General features: G+C 49.4%; 15 protein-coding genes. 12 read left to right on the forward strand and 3 right to left on the reverse strand.

Annotation, left to right across the window (positions count from 1 at the left end; genetic code table 11):
- The first annotated feature begins 22 nt into the window (after positions 1–22).
- The 4 genes from ACFORK_RS14795 (at position 23) to ACFORK_RS14810 (ending at position 5,122) form a co-directional block, all read left to right on the forward strand.
- Positions 23–1,597 carry an extracellular solute-binding protein gene (locus ACFORK_RS14795; protein WP_379200123.1) on the forward strand — a complete coding sequence of 525 codons (1,575 nt, stop codon included), beginning with the start codon at positions 23–25 and terminating at the stop codon, positions 1,595–1,597.
- Positions 1,598–1,722: 125 nt separating this feature from the next.
- Positions 1,723–3,120, forward strand: coding sequence for a glycoside hydrolase family 30 protein (locus tag ACFORK_RS14800; RefSeq protein WP_379200125.1), 1,398 nt, complete (start codon positions 1,723–1,725; stop codon positions 3,118–3,120).
- 195 nt (positions 3,121–3,315) lie between these two features.
- Positions 3,316–4,029, forward strand: a complete 714-nt coding sequence (locus ACFORK_RS14805; RefSeq protein WP_379200127.1) for a hypothetical protein — start codon at positions 3,316–3,318, stop codon at positions 4,027–4,029.
- Positions 4,030–4,111: 82 nt separating this feature from the next.
- Entirely contained in the window at positions 4,112–5,122 is a 1,011-nt protein-coding gene (locus tag ACFORK_RS14810) for a ketoacyl-ACP synthase III (protein ID WP_379200129.1), read from the forward strand.
- Between the two features lie 149 nt (positions 5,123–5,271).
- Here the strand turns inward: ACFORK_RS14810 and ACFORK_RS14815 are convergent, their stop codons facing one another.
- Positions 5,272–6,294, reverse strand: a complete 1,023-nt coding sequence (locus ACFORK_RS14815) for a LacI family DNA-binding transcriptional regulator (protein WP_379200131.1) — start codon at positions 6,292–6,294, stop codon at positions 5,272–5,274.
- A gap of 521 nt (positions 6,295–6,815) precedes the next feature.
- Positions 6,816–7,373 (reverse strand): GbsR/MarR family transcriptional regulator, encoded by a 558-nt coding sequence (locus ACFORK_RS14820; RefSeq protein WP_066376227.1) that lies wholly within the window; start codon positions 7,371–7,373, stop codon positions 6,816–6,818.
- Between the two features lie 254 nt (positions 7,374–7,627).
- On the opposite strand from ACFORK_RS14820, the gene ACFORK_RS14825 reads away from it, so the two are divergent.
- The 6 genes from ACFORK_RS14825 to ACFORK_RS14850 all read left to right on the forward strand — a co-directional run bounded on the left by ACFORK_RS14825 (position 7,628) and on the right by ACFORK_RS14850 (position 14,194).
- The gene (locus ACFORK_RS14825) at positions 7,628–8,824 is read left to right on the forward strand and encodes a quaternary amine ABC transporter ATP-binding protein (protein ID WP_379200134.1); all 1,197 of its coding nucleotides are present in this window, start codon (positions 7,628–7,630) and stop codon (positions 8,822–8,824) included.
- Complete coding sequence (locus ACFORK_RS14830; RefSeq protein ID WP_379200136.1) at positions 8,824–9,657, forward strand: ABC transporter permease; 834 nt, start codon at positions 8,824–8,826, stop codon at positions 9,655–9,657. Before ACFORK_RS14825 ends, ACFORK_RS14830 begins: the two co-directional genes overlap by 1 nt.
- Before the next feature lie 15 nt (positions 9,658–9,672).
- Complete coding sequence (locus ACFORK_RS14835) at positions 9,673–10,536, forward strand: glycine betaine ABC transporter substrate-binding protein (RefSeq protein WP_379200138.1); 864 nt, start codon at positions 9,673–9,675, stop codon at positions 10,534–10,536.
- A gap of 232 nt (positions 10,537–10,768) precedes the next feature.
- Positions 10,769–11,380 (forward strand): TVP38/TMEM64 family protein, encoded by a 612-nt coding sequence (locus ACFORK_RS14840; protein WP_379200140.1) that lies wholly within the window; start codon positions 10,769–10,771, stop codon positions 11,378–11,380.
- Positions 11,381–11,573: 193 nt separating this feature from the next.
- Positions 11,574–12,683 carry a sporulation protein YunB gene (gene yunB / locus ACFORK_RS14845; RefSeq protein WP_379200142.1) on the forward strand — a complete coding sequence of 370 codons (1,110 nt, stop codon included), beginning with the start codon at positions 11,574–11,576 and terminating at the stop codon, positions 12,681–12,683.
- Between the two features lie 839 nt (positions 12,684–13,522).
- Positions 13,523–14,194 carry an alpha/beta hydrolase gene (locus ACFORK_RS14850; RefSeq protein ID WP_379200144.1) on the forward strand — a complete coding sequence of 224 codons (672 nt, stop codon included), beginning with the start codon at positions 13,523–13,525 and terminating at the stop codon, positions 14,192–14,194.
- Between the two features lie 28 nt (positions 14,195–14,222).
- Here ACFORK_RS14850 and ACFORK_RS14855 read toward each other — a convergent pair whose 3' ends face one another.
- On the reverse strand, positions 14,223–15,314 hold the full coding sequence (locus ACFORK_RS14855) for a M23 family metallopeptidase (RefSeq protein ID WP_379200146.1): 1,092 nt from the start codon (positions 15,312–15,314) through the stop codon (positions 14,223–14,225).
- A gap of 246 nt (positions 15,315–15,560) precedes the next feature.
- Between ACFORK_RS14855 and lipA the strand changes: the two genes are divergently transcribed.
- Positions 15,561–16,466: a lipoyl synthase gene (gene lipA, locus ACFORK_RS14860; RefSeq protein ID WP_379200148.1), complete on the forward strand. Its 906-nt coding sequence runs from the start codon at positions 15,561–15,563 to the stop codon at positions 16,464–16,466.
- Positions 16,467–16,805: 339 nt separating this feature from the next.
- A complete protein-coding gene (locus ACFORK_RS14865) occupies positions 16,806–16,952 on the forward strand; it encodes a hypothetical protein (RefSeq protein ID WP_379200150.1) in 147 nt (48 codons plus the stop codon).
- The last annotated feature ends 48 nt before the right edge of the window (positions 16,953–17,000 follow it).

The following is a 17,000-nucleotide window of genomic DNA, read 5'->3' on the forward strand; positions in this document are numbered from 1 at the left end:
AAACTTTAAGGAGGAGTCAAAGATGAGAAAAGTAACAAAGAGATTAACGCTCGTACTTGTCATGTCTTTACTAATCTCGCTGCTCGCAGCCTGCGGGGGCGGTAACAACAACAGTGCGGCGCCGGAAAAAGAGAAAAGCAACGGTAACACCACCGCACCGGCGCAAGGTAATGATGGCCCGGACACGTCGAAGAAGGTCAAGCTGACTTGGTATCTGGTTGGTGATGCTCATAAGGATCAGGACAAAATCGTTGCCGAATGGAACAAAATGTTGGAGAAGGATCTGAACACAACGGTTGACCTTAAGTTTACTACGTGGAACGACTGGTTGACCAAATACAATCTGCTGCTGACCTCTGGCGAGAAGATTGACATGATTTTCGCTTCCAACTGGGCGGATTTCTACAAACTGGCTAAACAGGGTGCATTCAAGGATCTAAAGGATCTGCTGCCGACTTATGCGCCAGTAACCTGGGCTAATGTGCCGAAGCAGGACTGGGATTCAGTTACGGTAAGTGATGGTATCTTTGCTGTACCGAACACCAATCCAGAATATACGCCACTTGGCTATGTGTATCGTGAAGACTGGCGTAAAGAGCTCAATCTGCCTGAGTTTACCGATTTGAATTCCATCGAAGCCTACATGGATGCTGTTAAAACACAGAAGAAAGTGACGCCGATCAACGGAGCCGCTTATGAGAACGTCAATGATCTGTTCAAGTTCTGGACAGATACGCAAATGATTACCGGTGAGATCATTGGTGCAACCTCCTATGCAACACCGCGCGATATTCAGATCATTCCGTTCACGGATCAATATGAAGCTTGGGTTAAGAAAATGAAAGAATGGGAGCAGAAGGGCTTCTGGAACAAGAACTCGCTGTCCTCGAAACAAGAAGCTGGTGACTTCATCAAGACAGGTCAAGGTGCCATCTACTGGCGTAACCCGTCCAGTGCGGGCGGATTTATCAACGAAGTGCAGGCCAAAGGCCTCAAAATGGAAATAGGGTACTTCCCATTCACCCGCTTCCATAACTATGTCATTCCTACACTGCCGATTGCTAATGGTATGGCGATTCCGAAGAGCTCGGATAATGCGGAACGTTCATTGATGGTACTTGATAAGCTGCGCAATGATCCTACGTACTACAACCTGATGACTTATGGTATTGAAGGCACGCACTGGGCAAAAGGTGATGATGACAAGACCATTGTCATTCCGGCACCAGGTGTTGACCTGAACGTTACACCACGCTATGACATCGCAAGCTGGGGCTGGCGTGTAGAAGAGAACATTAAGAAAGAAAAAGGCGGCTGGGATGGTCTCGACAAGCTGAAAGAAGAGTTCAAGCCAATTAGCAAGCCGGATATTCTCGGACAGATTTATCTGGATTACGATCCGGTGAAAACTGAACTGGCCGCTGTTAACCAGGTATTTGAGCAATACGGAAAACCACTGATGCTGGGCTTGACCTCTGATGTGGACGCATCCCTGAAGCTCTATCGTGACAAGCTGAAAGCGGCAGGTGTAGAGAAGCTGCTGGCCTATGTGCAAGGTGAAGCCAATAAGTATTTTGATGAAAAAGGAATCCAATAGAACTGGTGCCACGGTTGGTAGCTGGTAGCGCCTAACGGTGCTGTCACCCCGGCACGTAAGGGAGCGGCGAATTTATTCGCCGCTTTCTTCTTGATCAAGTAAGAGAATAAGGAGAGATGACTGCCATGAACAATGAGCACAAATCGTTAGAATCGGTGGAAGTCTGGATTAGTTCGGAACAGGACCCGGGCAAGGAAAGCTGGTTTAAGGGACCGCAAGAACTTACATATCGTTTGAGTCAGCAAGCTGATTTGAAGTGGGTCGTTCCAAGTCCATCTGAAGATGGAGGGGAGACCACCCTAATTGTGTCGCCGGAACATACCTATCAGAAGATCCTTGGGATCGGAACCTCGCTGGAAGAGACGACCGTTCGTAATCTGTCGCTGATGAGCACGGAGGAGCGGGAAAGCATTCTGAAGCAGCTCAGTCATACGGAGGGTGGTATCGGCTTTAATCTGTTCCGTATTACACTGGGGACCTCTGATTTTACAGCCGAACGATTCTATACCTATGATGATGTGCGGGATGGAGAACAGGACTTTGGGCTGAAGCATTTTTCGATTCAAAAGGATATCGACCTGTCCATCATCGCTACGATTAAGGAACTGCTGGCGCTGGCCCCAGACACGCTGCTGTTCGCTTCACCGTGGAGCCCGCCCGCTTGGATGAAGACAAGCGGGAGCCTGAAACGCGGCCGCCTGAAGGAAGGCCGTGAGTACACGGATGCCTTGGCGAAGTATTATCGCCTGGCCATTCAGGCATATCGGGAGCTCGGCATCCCGATCTATGCCATGACCCTGCAGAACGAGCCGCTGCTAGAAACGGATTATCCGAGCTGCTATATGCCGCCGGAACGGCAGAGGGAGCTGGCGGTGGCGCTGGCGAAGGAATTCGCAGCGCATGGATTGGATACGAAACTGTGGATTTTCGACCATAACTTCGACGAGGTCTGGAATTATGTGACGCCGATTCTAAATGATACTGAAGCAGGCGCCAAGGTTCACGGCATTGCGCTGCATGATTATGAAGGCGATCCCGAGGTGATGAGCGAAATTCATGCCGCTTATCCCGATAAGCCGATCTATCTAACGGAGCGATCGCTGTGGGGGACAAGTGGCGCGGACCGGATGGCCCGCTACTTCCGCAATTATGCCAGTAGCTATAACGCCTGGGTCACGATGCTTAACAGCCGCATTGCCCCTCATCAGTGGCTGGGAACGCCGGGACCCACGATGTTCATTCAGGATGCCAATGAGGCTGATCGCTACTGGAGAACCCCGGAGTATTATCTGCTGGGTCAGTACAGCAGGTTCGTCCGGCGGGGAGCCGTACGAATTGGCAGCAGCTACGGCTCCGTCGACACGGTCACTAATGTGGCATTCCGCAACGAAGACGGCTCGCTTGTGGCTGTGGTTATTAACCAGACGCCATCGGCCCAGCCATTCCGCATTCTGTGTGATGGCCGGCAGTTCACGGCAATTCTTCCTCCGCAATCGGTCGGAACATATCGTTGGTGGGATTAAGGTTAACTCATAATCATAGTTTACAACTTATATCATCAAGCCCTTCGCACCCCTTTGAGGAAGCGAAGGGCTTTTGCGCGGATGGAGAGGGCAAAGCCTGCCCATTGTGTTTGAATCCTTAGAGCGGCTATATTATGCTATATAGATTAAAAAGACATTATGAGGAGAAACATTACGGAGTAGAGGAGCATGCGGATGAAAAGGAGAACGGCAATGATTGTGGGGATGATCCTCATGCTCGTGCTTTTGTCAGGCTGTGCGAAAGGGACTGCTCATGTCACGGTTAATAGAAATGGCAGTGTTGACCTTGCTGTGAATCTGAAGCTGGATTCCCGTACGGCGTCGCTAATCAGCGGCAAAGCTGAACAAATCCTGACAGACAAGCTGGCGGAGTCAGGTATAGAGCTTCAAAAGGTGCAGGATGGCAAAGATGTGGACTATCAATTTATTAAGAACTATTCCTCTGTGGAGGAGTTGAAAGCGCAGCCGAGTGACGGCATGAGCTTAGTGGATTCCAAGATTGTTACGGACCCCAAATGGCTATATACCAAGTATGATCTGGAGGTCCAGCCCAAGCTGAGCGCTTATTCTGAGCAAATTATAGATAGTCTTGGGATGCTGAATATTCCCAAATCGTTTGTGCGGATGTTTATGGAGAGCTTTGCCTTTGATTTTCAATTGACGCTGCCGGTGAATGTCTACGGGCCGAACAATGCGACCTCACAGGATGGCCGGACCTTGACCTGGCATATGTCGCTGGGGAATCCCGAGCCGCTAAAACTGGTGGTGTATGCACCTAATATCAAGAATATCATCATCACTTTAGTAGCGGTTATCGTGATTCTGGTCTTGTTGATTACGTTGTGGCTGCGAAGAAGAAGAGGGCGGGATACGCGAAAATTGGCATAATCCCAGTTGCATATAAACGAGTTCATTTGCTATACTTAGTACCAAGTACTAATACTAGATGCTAAACAATGGGGTGAAGTAATTGACAGATGCGAAGATTACAGCTATCGGGACCTATGTTCCCGCGCAAAGGCTTACTAATGCCGATTTGGAGAAAATGGTAGATACCAATGATGAGTGGATTGTCCAACGAACGGGTATCCGGGAGCGGAGAATTAGCCGCAAGGATGAATTCACCAGTGATTTGTGTGTAGCTGCTGCAGAGGATTTGGCGAAGCGTTACGGAAAAAATCTTACGGATGTAGACATGGTAATTGTAGCTACAAGCACACCTGACTTTCCTTTTCCCTCCGTGGCTGCCTTGATACAGAACCGCCTGGGAATTTCGCAGAGCGCCGGAGCCATCGATCTGAGTGCAGCATGTGCTGGCTTTGTCTACGGATTGCATATGGCTAACGGTCTTGTGGCTTCTGGACTACACCAGAAGGTGCTGGTGCTAGGCGCGGATACTCTCTCTAAAATTACAGATTATAGTGACCGCAGTACGTGTATCTTGTTCGGTGACGGGGCGGGAGCGGTGCTGGTAGAAAGCGGGGCTAGCTCTGCCGGATTCCTGGGCTTCCATATGGGGAGTGACGGTAGCGGTGGGCATCATGTATACCGCACGGGTCTGTCTTCCAAAATTGAAGATATCGAGCTTGTGGATACCAAGCTGCTTGTACAGAATGGGCGGGAGGTCTTCCGCTGGGCGGTTCGGACCGTACCACAAGGTGTGGAGCAATTGCTAGGCAAGGCAGGGACGAGTCTTGAGCAGGTGGACTGGTTTATTCCACACAGCGCTAATCTGCGGATGATCGAGCCGATCTGTGAGCGAATGAATTACCCACTGGAACAGGCGTTGTACAGTCTCGTTCATTTTGGTAACACGTCTGCTGCTTCTATCCCGCTGGCGCTTGATCTGGGCATCCGGGAAGGCAAGGTCCAGAACGGCCAGACCGTCCTCATGTACGGTTTTGGTGCAGGGTTGACGCAGGTAGGACAATTGGTGAAGCTTGAACTGGACGAACAAGTAGCTGAACCTACGCCATTGTAAGGTGATTCTGTTGCAAAAAGCGCAGCGGAGCCCATTCCTCCCCGCTGCGCTAATATAAATAAACAGCCTGCCCCCGCATGTCATCATGCTGGGGCAGGCTGTTTTGGCATTGCCGCCGCCAAATCTCCCGGCTGGCGGCGAAAGAGACGTCATCCTTGATCGTGCAGGCGGCTGCCGCAGGATTCACGGACGACCAGTGCCGGCTCCACAACGAAGGAGCCGCCCTCTGACTGATTGTTGATCAGGTCGTAGAGCATATGGGCGGCGAGAATCCCGAGCCGCTCTTTGTTCTGACGGACGGTTGTTAGCGTTGGTGTCGTATATTTACAGGCTTCGATGTCGTCACAGCCGATAATAGCGATGTCCTCTGGTATGCGCAGACCATGTTCCTTTAGTGCACGAATCGCGCCGAGCGCGAGCAGGTCGGAGGCAGCGAAGATGGCCTTGGGCAAAGGACCGGACTGGATCAATTGCTGCATGGCCGCATATCCGCTAGGCTCGAAGAAATCGTCCCCATGAACGAACCAGTTCTCATTGATGCTCATGCCGAAGCCCTCAATGGCCTTGATATATCCGGCTTCCCGCTGGTTAGAGATATCCGAATTGGCCGTGCTTCCGATAAAACCAAGCTCCCGGTAACCGAGCAGGTAGAAATGCTCAACCACCTTGGAGGAAATCTGATAGTTATCAGATGTCACGTAGCCTGACTTTTTACCCTTCAGCTCCAGATCTACCCCGATACATGGAATGCTGCTCATGTCCAGTTCCTGGATGGCGGGCTCCATTTCTTCTCCTGAAATGATCACACAGCCGTCTACATGAAAATGAACACAGCGGGAAAAGTAATCACCGCCGCTTAAGAATTTCTCATTGGAAAAGAAAATTAAATCATAACCAAGCACACCCATCTGCTTCTTGAAGGCATTAAGCACGGCGAGAAAAAAGGGATGGGTGAAATCGACATTCAGCTCCCCGGCAAAAATAACGCCGATCAGGCTCGACTTTTTGGTAGCCAGCGTCTTGGCAGAGTTGGAAGGAGAGTACCCGGTTTGTTCGATGATCTCCATCACTCTTTGCTTCGTTTTTTCGGAGACGTCGGGGTAATTATTCATAATTTTGGATACCGTTGAGACCGATACGCCGGCCATTTCGGCAATCTTTTTGATATTCAACTGCAATGAAAAGCCACCCTCCGGCTATATAAGTTGAACTAAAGAAAATAACGAAAAGGAGAGAAGGAGTGGAGGGGAAGATTGGAACTGAAGGAGCGATAGCGGTCGCCTGAAGGCTTTCCATAGGAAAGCTAGCATCGAAAGCATAGGCTATCTCCGGATTTCAACCGCTAAAAGCGGTTTAATAGAAGAAATCTGGAGACAACAGCGACCGGAAGTCCAAGCTTCACCGGAGCGACGCCGATCCTTATGTTAGTGTCTTAACTTCAACATATATAGAAATAAAAAAGTCTGAAAAAGGCTGGATTACAGCGCTTTCTTCAGTCACACATTCAAGTAAAATCTGGCATGAAAACAATTATATTTAAGTTTATGCTGAATACGAAGGCAAGTCAAACGTAATGTTTAACCAATGAACAATGTATACTTTTACGGAAAAATGGATCATGCATGTCTACAAAAAAAGAGGTTCCCGCACAGCCATAAAATGACTGACAAGAACCTCTATAATTGTGGCTGTGCTATGTTTCTTTAGGAATCAAATCGAAGATTTTACCACTTTCCAGTGCTTCAATCAGCTTCAGCAGCCAACGGTAATACTTGACCGCCTCTCCGATCTTTTCCTCGTCATTGTCCAGCAGTTTCAGCAGCTCTGCGTCATCGCTGTACTCTGCCTTCATATCCTTGATTTCATTCATGGATTTGGACAGGGCGTTCATGTTGCCCTCAACGGCTTTTCTCCATTTAATAGAGAAGTAATCGCTGAAATTCTGGTGCCAATCCGGAACAACCTCGAATAAATCCTTACGCGTGCCTTTTCCCCATACTTTATCAATCATTTTAAGGTCCAATAGGGTACGGACGCCTGTACTCATGGATGTCTTGCTCATCCCCATGGTTTTGCTAAGCTCGTCCAGCGTTACCGGACCCTGATTAAAGTACATATACCCATATAAATGCCCGATAGACAGGGTGATACCGTATAAGTCCATATTTTTACCGATGGAATCAATGACTCGTTCCCGGGCTTTGCTAATCTTCTCTATTTGCTCGGGCGCAAGCCCTTCTAAATCATTCATGATGTCCCTCCTGAGGAATTGGCTAATAGACTGCAGACCTCTACTGTGTATTGTAATCAAATCGTGGTTAATAAGTAAAGATTTCGTGATAAAAGGAATTTGGCGTAAAACAGAGTATTCTTTGTGTATAGTTTGTAAAGTTAAAACTGTACGCTAAATTTTATCCGAATATGAGCTTTGCGTCTTTTTTCATACGTCCGGTAGACTATTAGGAGTGAACTAACCCGATACAGAAACGGGAGAAGGAGGTCAGCATGCCTATTATAGAGGTGAAACAGCTAACCAAAGTATTCGGTCATGATGCGGGGCGTGCGCTTCCATTATTGGAACAAGGGTGGTCCAAAGAGAAGATCGCTCAGGAAGTCAAGCTGACTGTCGGTGTCAATAAGGCCGAATTCAGTATTGAAGAAGGAGAAATATTCGTCATTATGGGGTTGTCAGGTAGTGGTAAATCAACCCTGGTTCGTCTGCTGAACCGTTTGATTGAGCCTACTGGGGGGCAGGTTCTTTTTAAAGGGAATGATGTAGTTGGGATGAATCCCGAGCAGCTTCGACAGTTCCGGCGCAAAAATATCGGTATGGTATTCCAGAAGTTTGCGTTGTTCCCGCACCGGACGGTGCTCGCGAACACGGAGTACGGGCTGGAGGTGCAGGGCGTAGATAAGAAAAAGCGCACTCAGCTCGCTATGGAGGCCCTGGAACTCGTCGGTCTGAAAGGCTGGGAGCATCATCGCCCGGATCAGCTCAGCGGCGGGATGCAGCAACGGGTTGGTTTAGCCCGCGGGCTGGCTAACGATCCAGATATTCTGCTCATGGATGAGGCGTTCAGCGCTCTTGATCCACTGATTCGCAAGGATATGCAGCAGGAACTACTAGAACTACAGGCCAGAGTGAAGAAGACGATTGTGTTCATCACACATGATCTGGATGAGGCATTGCGGATCGGTGACAGAATCGCGCTGATGAAGGATGGGGTCATTGTGCAGATTGGCACACCAGAAGAGATTCTGATCCAGCCTGCGAATAAATATGTTGAGCGTTTTGTAGAGGATGTGGATCTGTCCAAGGTACTGACCGCTGCGCATGTGATGCGTCAGCCAGAAATGGTCAGACCTGAGCGTGGTCCCCGCGTCGCGCTGCAATTAATGCGTGATAGTGGCGTATCCAGTCTATATGTTGCAGATAAAGAAATGAAGCTCCAAGGCGTCGTAACGGCCGAAGATGCGGCCCAAGCGATCAAAGAGAATAAAACGATACTTGAAGTGCTGCGGCGGGAAATCCCCCGTGTGCACCCCGATACCTTGCTCAATGATTTGTTCGAGCTGATGTCGGAGACACATTTGCCGGTAGCTGTAGTGGATGAATCCGATCGACTCAAAGGAATTGTCATTAAAGGTGCCGTTCTTTCAGCGCTTGCCGGCAACGCAGTTCCGGAAGGAGAGCACGTGTAATGAACATTCCTAAGCTACCACTGGGCCAAGGTGTTGAATGGCTCGAAAAATGGCTAACTACCTATTTCGGTCCAGTGTTTGATGTTATACATGCAATAATCGGCGGCATGGTGAAGGGAATCGAGAATATGCTCACGTTCCTACCAGCGCTTGTTCTTATTGTAATTATTGCTGCACTGGCTTACTGGATTGGCAAATGGAGAATGGCTCTATTTGCGGTCATCGGCCTGCTGCTGATCGATAACCTTGGTTTATGGGGGCCTTCGATGCAGTCGCTGGCTCTTGTCTTAACAGCATCAATTCTAGCTGTAATTATCGGGGTGCCGATTGGTATCCTATGTGCGCAGAGCAATGCGGTGAAAAATACAATTACACCTATTTTGGACTTTATGCAGACGATGCCAGCCTTTGTGTATCTGCTGCCCGCGGTATCCTTTTTCTCGCTGGGTGTGGTTCCGGGTGTGATTGCTTCAATTATCTTTGCGATCCCGCCAACGATTCGCCTGACGAATCTCGGCATTCGGCAAGTCTCGCCTGAACTTGTAGAGGCGGCGGACGCATTTGGATCGACTCCGTCACAGAAGCTGTTCAAGCTGCAATTACCGATCGCGTTGCCGACGATTATGGCGGGGATTAACCAGACGATCATGCTATCTCTGTCGATGGTTGTCATCTCATCGATGATCGGTGCGCAGGGTGTTGGGGCATTGGTCTACCGTGCGGTATCGCAAGCGAAGACCGGAGCGGGCTTTGAAGCGGGAATCGCCATCGTGGTGATTGCTATTCTGCTCGACCGCCTGACCCAGAACGCTTTGAAACCAAAACAAAGATAGGAGTGTTACCTTATAATGAAGAAAAAGAGCTTGGGATTACTGCTGACAGCACTATTAGTCGCGGTTCTCGCCGGATGTTCGGCAGGGAGCAATGATAAAGTAAAGCTGGCTTATGTAGCCTGGGATTCGGAAATTGCCAGTACAAATGTTGTTAAGGAAGTGCTGGAATCGAAGCTCGGGGTTAATGTTGAAATGTTACAAGTGGATGCCGGACCAATGTGGGCCGGAGTGGCAGACGGCAGTGCTGATGCCATGGTTGCTGCCTGGCTGCCAGGTACGCATGCTTCCTATCTTGAAAAATACGGGAATGATATCGAGGATCTCGGCGTAAACTTGAATGGAACGAAGGTTGGGCTTGCCGTGCCGGCCTATATGAACATCCAATCGATTGAGGATTTGAAAAGTGCCGAGGCCGGTGCTGAGCTGGACCATAAGATTATCGGCATAGAGCCGGGTGCGGGAATTATGACCACTACGGAAAAAGCGATTGAATCCTACGGGCTTGGTGATTATACGCTGGTTGAGAGCTCTTCTGCCGCCATGGCGCAGGAACTGCAAAAAGCATATAACAACAAAAAGCCTATCGTCGTGACTGCCTGGACACCGCACTGGATGTTTGCCAATATGGATCTTCGATATCTGGATGATCCGAAGAATGTGTATGGCGGAGATGAACAAATTCATACCATGGTTCGCAAAGGCTTGAAGGATGATATGCCGAAGGTCTATAAGTTCCTCGATCAATTCGAGTGGACACCGGAGGATATGGCGGAGGTTATGGTCCAGATTCAGGGTGGCAAATCTCCTGAAGAGGCGGCTAAGGCTTGGGTAGAAAGTAATCCCGATAAAGTAGCGACCTGGACTGCAGGAATCGAATAATTGTTTTTGCAGATGGTTTAAGGATATGCTATGATAAAAATCAATTAATACAATTTTGTAACCTTTGTACAATGACTGTACCTGACATGTAATCTTTACACCACGTTATATTCAATAAACACCCCGTGAGGGGTGTTTTTCATGGGAATATGAATTGAATTACTAGCATTTTCAAGGGATTGGTCGTACCCAGGATGCAGCCTGTAAGGAGTCAAGAGAGGAGATTACTCCATTGACAGAGACGATAAATTCATGGATAGATTGGCTGCTGCAAACCCTTGGCCTGACCGGGCCTTACATTTTGCTCGTTACGATCCCGCTGACCCTGCTGCAAAGTCTATTTGGTTTTTTCCCTCTTGCCATTCTGATTGTACTGCATGTGTCGGTATTTGATGTGATTGGCGGGATGTTAATCAGTTGGTTGACCTGTAATCTAGGTGGAATCCTGGTGTATTTTCTGTGCAGGCGGTATCTGTTCGACTGGTTTGACCGCAAATGGACAAAGAAACTGAAGCGTTACGATAAGTGGCAGCGCAATCTGGATCGTTACGGCATCTGGACCCTTGTGCTACTGCGTACTATTCCCATTCTTCCAAACAATATCATTAATCTGATGTCGGCAGTCTCACCGCTTTCTACGGCCTCATTCATTTGGGGAACAGTGCTCGGCAACTTATCTTATATCTGGCTGTTCGGAACGCTCAGTTCTACGCTGATTGTGCCCAAGGAGGATTGGGGCGTCTACTTGACTTGGTATTCGGTATTTATAGTGATTCTGATCGTTGTTTTTGTCAGAAGGCATTGGGGTCATCTGCAGGAAGATAAGCGAAGCCGTATGGGCTGAGAACCCAATTGGATGGAGTTGCCGATCGATGCTGAGCTGATTTGAGTCGATCAGAGGATTGGCTTATGGCAAAAATGAAGAAGAACGTTATCCCGCAGACTAGCGGGTGACGTTCTTCTTTTTTGTCCCTCTCCCGAATATCTTATACTAAGCGGCGGCTTGACCGCCGGGTCAGGCGGGAGGGACAAACGCAATGGGCAGAAATAAAAAATGGGGGAGCCGGCGGATCCGAATGCCCGACTTCGGCCGCATGCGGCTGCCCAAATTCAGCTGGGATCGTATCCCGCGTCCGGCGGGAAGAAGTCCGGCCTTCAAGGCACGACCTAGCAAGACGACGATCATCCGGCCGCAGTCTGCACGATTTGAGGCCAAGCGGAGCAGGCGTCCTGTAAAATTATTCAGCCGCGGAGAGCGGCAACCATCCAGTGCAGGCACCCGAGGGAAGTCAGGCAGCAGGCGTAAATTCTGGTTGATCGTCTCATTGCTGCTGCTGCTCGGAGTATTCCAGAGTATCCGGTATGTGGAGCAGCATTTGAAGCCCCCTATCGTGCATCTGGCGCAGATTCGTGTCAAGCAAATCGCCACAGAATCGATCAATAAGGCCATAACTTCTCAAGTAGCCAGCGGAGGCAATGCCGAAGAGCTAATTGATTGGAAGACAGACAAGAACGGGAAAATATCGGGATTCATGCTGAATTATGCCGAACATATGCGAATCACCTCTCAAGCAGCGACAGTTATTCAATCCACCTTGCAGGAGTTGCATAATAAGCGGGAGCGTATTCCGCTCGGGCAGGCGCTAGGCAGTCCACTGATTGCCTCTTTCGGTCCGGATATTCCCATTACGATTGAACCGCAGGGCGCAGTCAAGGTAGAACTGGCTACACGTCAGAAAAATGCCGGAATCAATATGATTCTAGTAGAGGTCTATATCCATATCGTGACTGAGGTGGCCGTTGTCATTCCGTTTGACATGCAGCCACAGGTGGTGGATACAGAGATTCCGGTGTCGTATCTGATGGTCGTAGGGGATGTGCCGATGTATTACTATGACAATCAAGGTCAGCCTGTCGGGCAGAACGGCAGCAGTGCGCCTGGTATTGCCATTCCGGCGCCGCAAATTGCTGGAGAGAAGGGTGACGCTGCCGTTCAGGGCCACGAGAACAGCAGTAGTCTGAATACCGGTAATCCTGCCCCTACGGCTATTCCGGAGATTAGTGGAAGTGGGAATGTTAGTGGGAATGGCAGTGCGCCAGCCAATAACAATAGCGGTGGGAGTAGCGGCGCAACGAATTCGAATTGAGACAGAATGAGCCAATCCGCTGTTGAGATACAGATCGACGGCATTATCATTATGTATGAGATGATGGATAGTATGACGGAGAAAACTTAACATGGTGACTCTAGAAAGCCCAGACCGCCGATTTGGCGGTCTGTTTGGCGTGATGAATGGAAATAAAGGAAAACAGGTGCTGTATAGGATGGACTAGAGAAAGTAACAAAAAGAGAGAAGGGACGAAGGGGGAGATTTGGAACTGCAGGCGCAATAGCGACCGCCTGAAAGCTTCTCATAGAGAAGTCAGCACGGAAGGATAGACTATCAACAGAGCTCAACCGCTAGAAGCGGTATCTTCTGTTTGCGCGGATCGGTCCATCTAGGAGAAAAGCTACATCGGTTTTCCCATCGCAGTCGTTTTAACAGTGAAAAAGAGGGGGACTCCCCAACTAAAGGCATTTTGGTACCTTATTTTTCGTTAATATAGGTAAATGAGGGGAATAGAGGCATTATTGTATCTTATTTTTCGAAAAAGCGTGATGAACGGGATGATCTGGAAGAATTAAGGTGCAATATTGCACTTAATATGCACTAGCCTTTACCTACAGATGATTTAAGGTGCAAAAATGCTCTTAATTACATTGCATTCCAGATAGTGCGCTGTTGCGGACGGATAGTCATTAGCACGCTGAACATAGAAAAGCCACAGACCGCCGATTCGGCGGTCTGTTTGGCGTTATGCATAGAAAATAAAGGAAGGACACAAGCTATATAAGATGAACAAAAGACAGCAACAAAAAGCGAGAAGGAACGAAGGTCGTCGTATAAACATTTTGACCAATCACCCAAGGAAAAGAGGGAGCCTTATGGATAGCTGCTTGTTCATTCACGGCTTCACAGGAGGAGAACATGAGATTGCTCCGTTGTCCACCTATATGGAGCAGCATCATTACCGTTCCCGGACATTCACATTGAAGGGACATGGGGGAACAAGAGCGGATTTGCTAAAAACGAGCCGGCATGACTGGCAGCAAAGCGCTGAAGATGAGCTAAACACGCTGCTGGCGACCAATGAGCGTGTGCATCTGATTGGTTTTTCCACCGGAGCGCTGATCGCTTCTCATCTCTCGGTACGCTACTCGGAGCGGATTCATTCGCTGACCCTGCTATCGACACCTGTGTTTCCGTTGAATCTGGTTGAAATGTTCAAGACACTTGGCGATCCGGCGATGATCAAGCTATACATCAGCAAAATTCGCTCTACACCGCCGAAGGCCACCAGAGAGTTCCAGCGACTAGTTCGCGAGAGCTTCGAGATCTATCCGCATATTGAGACGCCGACCCTGATTGTGCAGGGTAAACGGGATCATTTGGTCAAAACCAGAAGTGCCAGTTATCTGCACCATACGATTCCTTCGGCCCGCAAGCAGATGCTTATCGCTGATAAGAGTGGACACATGCTGTGCCACGACGATGACAAGGACAAGACAATGCGTGAGGTGCTGCAATTTATTCAAAGTACAGGAACCGAAACATAAATGCACTCCTCAATGAACACCATTTGTCCTATTTATTTTTATTTCGCAGCGCTCTGTATTCTTGGTTCTCCCATTGCTTCAGCAATGGATAAGGATCAAACGCCCATTCGGTAATCCCTCTATCCTTGTATATGCCAAAATGCAAATGTGGGGGGAATTTCCCCTGTGTACCTGGACTGCCATAGCCTGAACTGCCGACCCAACCGATCACCTGGCCTGGTTGCACAATATCTCCCTGAGAGAGCTTCTTGTCATATCCGGTCAGATGAGCGTAGTAGTGGTAGCGGTTATCAATATCGCGTATTCCGATCCGCCAGCCTCCGTAGCGATTCCAGCCCTTGGTCTCCACAATGCCGTAGCAAGTGCTGCGTACAGGCGTACCGTGTGGAGTGAACAGGTCAGTACCTTCGTGGATACGCGCTCCGCCCCAACTACGACCTGTGCCCCAGGTGCTGCGGTAGGCATACGTATTTCCTAGCGGCAGTGGAAAAGCGTTCCCGGATAGATCAAGCCGTCCAAAATGCTCGTACAATTTGGCGAATTGGTTAATTCGCTGCGAGGCTCGGCCATTGTGGTAATATTCCCAGACGGCGATACTGAAATCGCTGGGTGACTGTCCATAACGCAGCAGATGGCGGGCCATGCTGTAGAGTACATCTGCATCATTGTCAGGGTTGGCCCGTCCGTCGCCTGAGCCATCAGTGCCGAAGCCGCCGAAGAAGCTGATAGACCGTGGTGAAGTATCCTCCTGATCAGGATTCAGCGGTCCTGCCCATACGGGTGACGGGATGTGAATTCCGGTCAGTTTGGCCGGATTCTGGGGTGTCGTTTTGCTTTTTTTGGCGATGGTATGTTCATATTGATCAATGGCCGCAAAACGGAACCAGGGAATGCCTGTTGCTGCACTGATTTGCTCATATAGTTCTCTACGAGCCGACAGTAATGCGGCTTTACTGGTGGGAACGGCATCCGTTTTGGAACTCACCGATGCTGGGGGGCTTTGTCTTCCCATACTGGCCGCTTGTGCAGCGGGAAGATGAAGTCCGCTCCATAGGATGGTGGCAGCGGACATGCACAAGAATGATTTTTGCACCAGAAGATTGTGAAATTGGGACCGCATAGGACTACCTCCTTTGTCCGGGCATGGTGTCGTTCTTTTTCTATAGATTGAAGCAAATGTGATCGTTTTATCCGTTCTTGCCTAAAGGTACCAGACGTACCAAGCGTGCCTTTTGGGCTGCGGCTAGTTCTGCCTTGGATTTTTCACAAAAACAGGCATTTATTATGGCGCACATGCTATAATATGAGGCAGCAACTTTAACGCGGCAATCGATTATTACACAGGCGAAAGTGGGGGTTATCTACTTTGACTACTAAGGGCGCTAAACAACCCAAGCCGGACTGGATTAAAATCAAGCTAACTACCGGTGATAACTACCAGGATATTAAAAGCATGATGCGTTCTAAAACCTTGCATACCGTATGCGAGGAGGCTCGTTGTCCAAACATTTATGAATGCTGGGCTAATCGAACAGCAACGTTTATGATTTTAGGTGATATCTGTACACGGGCTTGTCGTTTTTGCGCGGTCAATACCGGTATGCCAACAGAGCTGGATTTGCAAGAGCCTGAGCGTGTGGCTGAAGCCGCAGAAAGCATGGGTCTTCGCCACTGTGTTGTGACGAGTGTAGCCAGAGATGATCTGAAGGATGGCGGTGCCCAGATCTTTGCCGAGACGGTTGCAGCGATCCGTAAGCGTCTTCCTCTCTGTAGTGTGGAAGTGTTAATCCCCGACTTCCTGGGTGACCGGGATAGCCTGGAGATTGTAATGAACAGTAAGCCGGATATTCTAAATCACAATATTGAGACCGTAGAGCGGATGTCTGACCGTGTCCGGGCCAAAGCCAAGTATCGCCGCTCCCTGGAGCTGCTTAAGCGGGCCAAGGAGATGCAGCCTGAGATTCCTACCAAATCCAGCATCATGCTGGGTGTTGGGGAGGAGTGGGACGAGATACTGCAGGCGATGGATGATCTCCGTGCCGTGGACTGCGATATTCTCACTCTTGGTCAGTACCTGCAGCCTTCACCGAAGCACCTGAATGTGGAGAAATACTACCCACCTGAGGAATTTGCCCGATTGAAGGAAGAGGGCTTGAAGCGTGGCTTCAGCCACGTCGAATCAGGCCCGCTGGTGCGCAGCTCATATCATGCGCATGAGCAGGTCAAATCCGCCGCTAACGCCCGTGAGGGCCGTGCGGTGACTTTGGGCTAGATCCTGTCCGTGACGAAGTCACGAGGGTTTTCGCTGTTTGGTTCCCGTGACGAAGTCACGAAGGTTTTCGCTGTTTGGTTTCCGTAACTAAGTCACGATGGTTTTCATCTGTAAGGTATTCCCGTGACGTAGTCACGAAGAAGCTTTAAATCTTTTATGTTTCCCGTGACGTGAGTCACGAAAAATGGTGGAGAGCCGAAAGAGCGACAGCGATTTGAAGCTCTCCAATAAACTAAGCGAGGCGAGGCCAACGGCCAGCGGAGCAAGCGAAGTTAGCTAAGGAGCGTTATCGCGATCTTAGCCATTCCCCTTGCTCCCCACGCCAGCGTTGATGGAGTCATGGAGGGAATTTTGGAACTGGAGGAGCGGCAGCGTTCGTCTAAAAGCTTTCCGGAGGAAAGCTGGCTTCGGAAGCAGACGCTGTTGTCCAATTTCAACCGCATAGCGGTTACAATTGAAGAAATTGGACAACAACAACGACCGTAAGTCCAAAATTCCAGCAATGACGGCCGATCAACGCTCTTCCTCATCTTA

The organism is Paenibacillus sp. GCM10012306, assembly GCF_042649265.1.
Classification (GTDB): domain Bacteria; phylum Bacillota; class Bacilli; order Paenibacillales; family Paenibacillaceae; genus Paenibacillus_AQ.

What these genes read in the sequence shown, in the direction of transcription:
- ACFORK_RS14795 (WP_379200123.1), top strand. Translation starts at nt 23, where the DNA reads ATGAGAAAAGTAACAAAGAGATTAACGCTCGTACTTGTCATGTCTTTA.
- ACFORK_RS14800 (WP_379200125.1), top strand. Translation starts at nt 1,723, where the DNA reads ATGAACAATGAGCACAAATCGTTAGAATCGGTGGAAGTCTGGATTAGT.
- ACFORK_RS14805 (WP_379200127.1), top strand. Translation starts at nt 3,316, where the DNA reads ATGAAAAGGAGAACGGCAATGATTGTGGGGATGATCCTCATGCTCGTG.
- ACFORK_RS14820 (WP_066376227.1), bottom strand. Translation starts at nt 7,373, where the DNA reads ATGAATGATTTAGAAGGGCTTGCGCCCGAGCAAATAGAGAAGATTAGC.
- ACFORK_RS14825 (WP_379200134.1), top strand. Translation starts at nt 7,628, where the DNA reads ATGCCTATTATAGAGGTGAAACAGCTAACCAAAGTATTCGGTCATGAT.
- ACFORK_RS14830 (WP_379200136.1), top strand. Translation starts at nt 8,824, where the DNA reads ATGAACATTCCTAAGCTACCACTGGGCCAAGGTGTTGAATGGCTCGAA.
- ACFORK_RS14835 (WP_379200138.1), top strand. Translation starts at nt 9,673, where the DNA reads ATGAAGAAAAAGAGCTTGGGATTACTGCTGACAGCACTATTAGTCGCG.
- yunB (WP_379200142.1), top strand. Translation starts at nt 11,574, where the DNA reads ATGGGCAGAAATAAAAAATGGGGGAGCCGGCGGATCCGAATGCCCGAC.
- ACFORK_RS14850 (WP_379200144.1), top strand. Translation starts at nt 13,523, where the DNA reads ATGGATAGCTGCTTGTTCATTCACGGCTTCACAGGAGGAGAACATGAG.
- ACFORK_RS14855 (WP_379200146.1), bottom strand. Translation starts at nt 15,314, where the DNA reads ATGCGGTCCCAATTTCACAATCTTCTGGTGCAAAAATCATTCTTGTGC.
- ACFORK_RS14865 (WP_379200150.1), top strand. Translation starts at nt 16,806, where the DNA reads ATGGAGGGAATTTTGGAACTGGAGGAGCGGCAGCGTTCGTCTAAAAGC.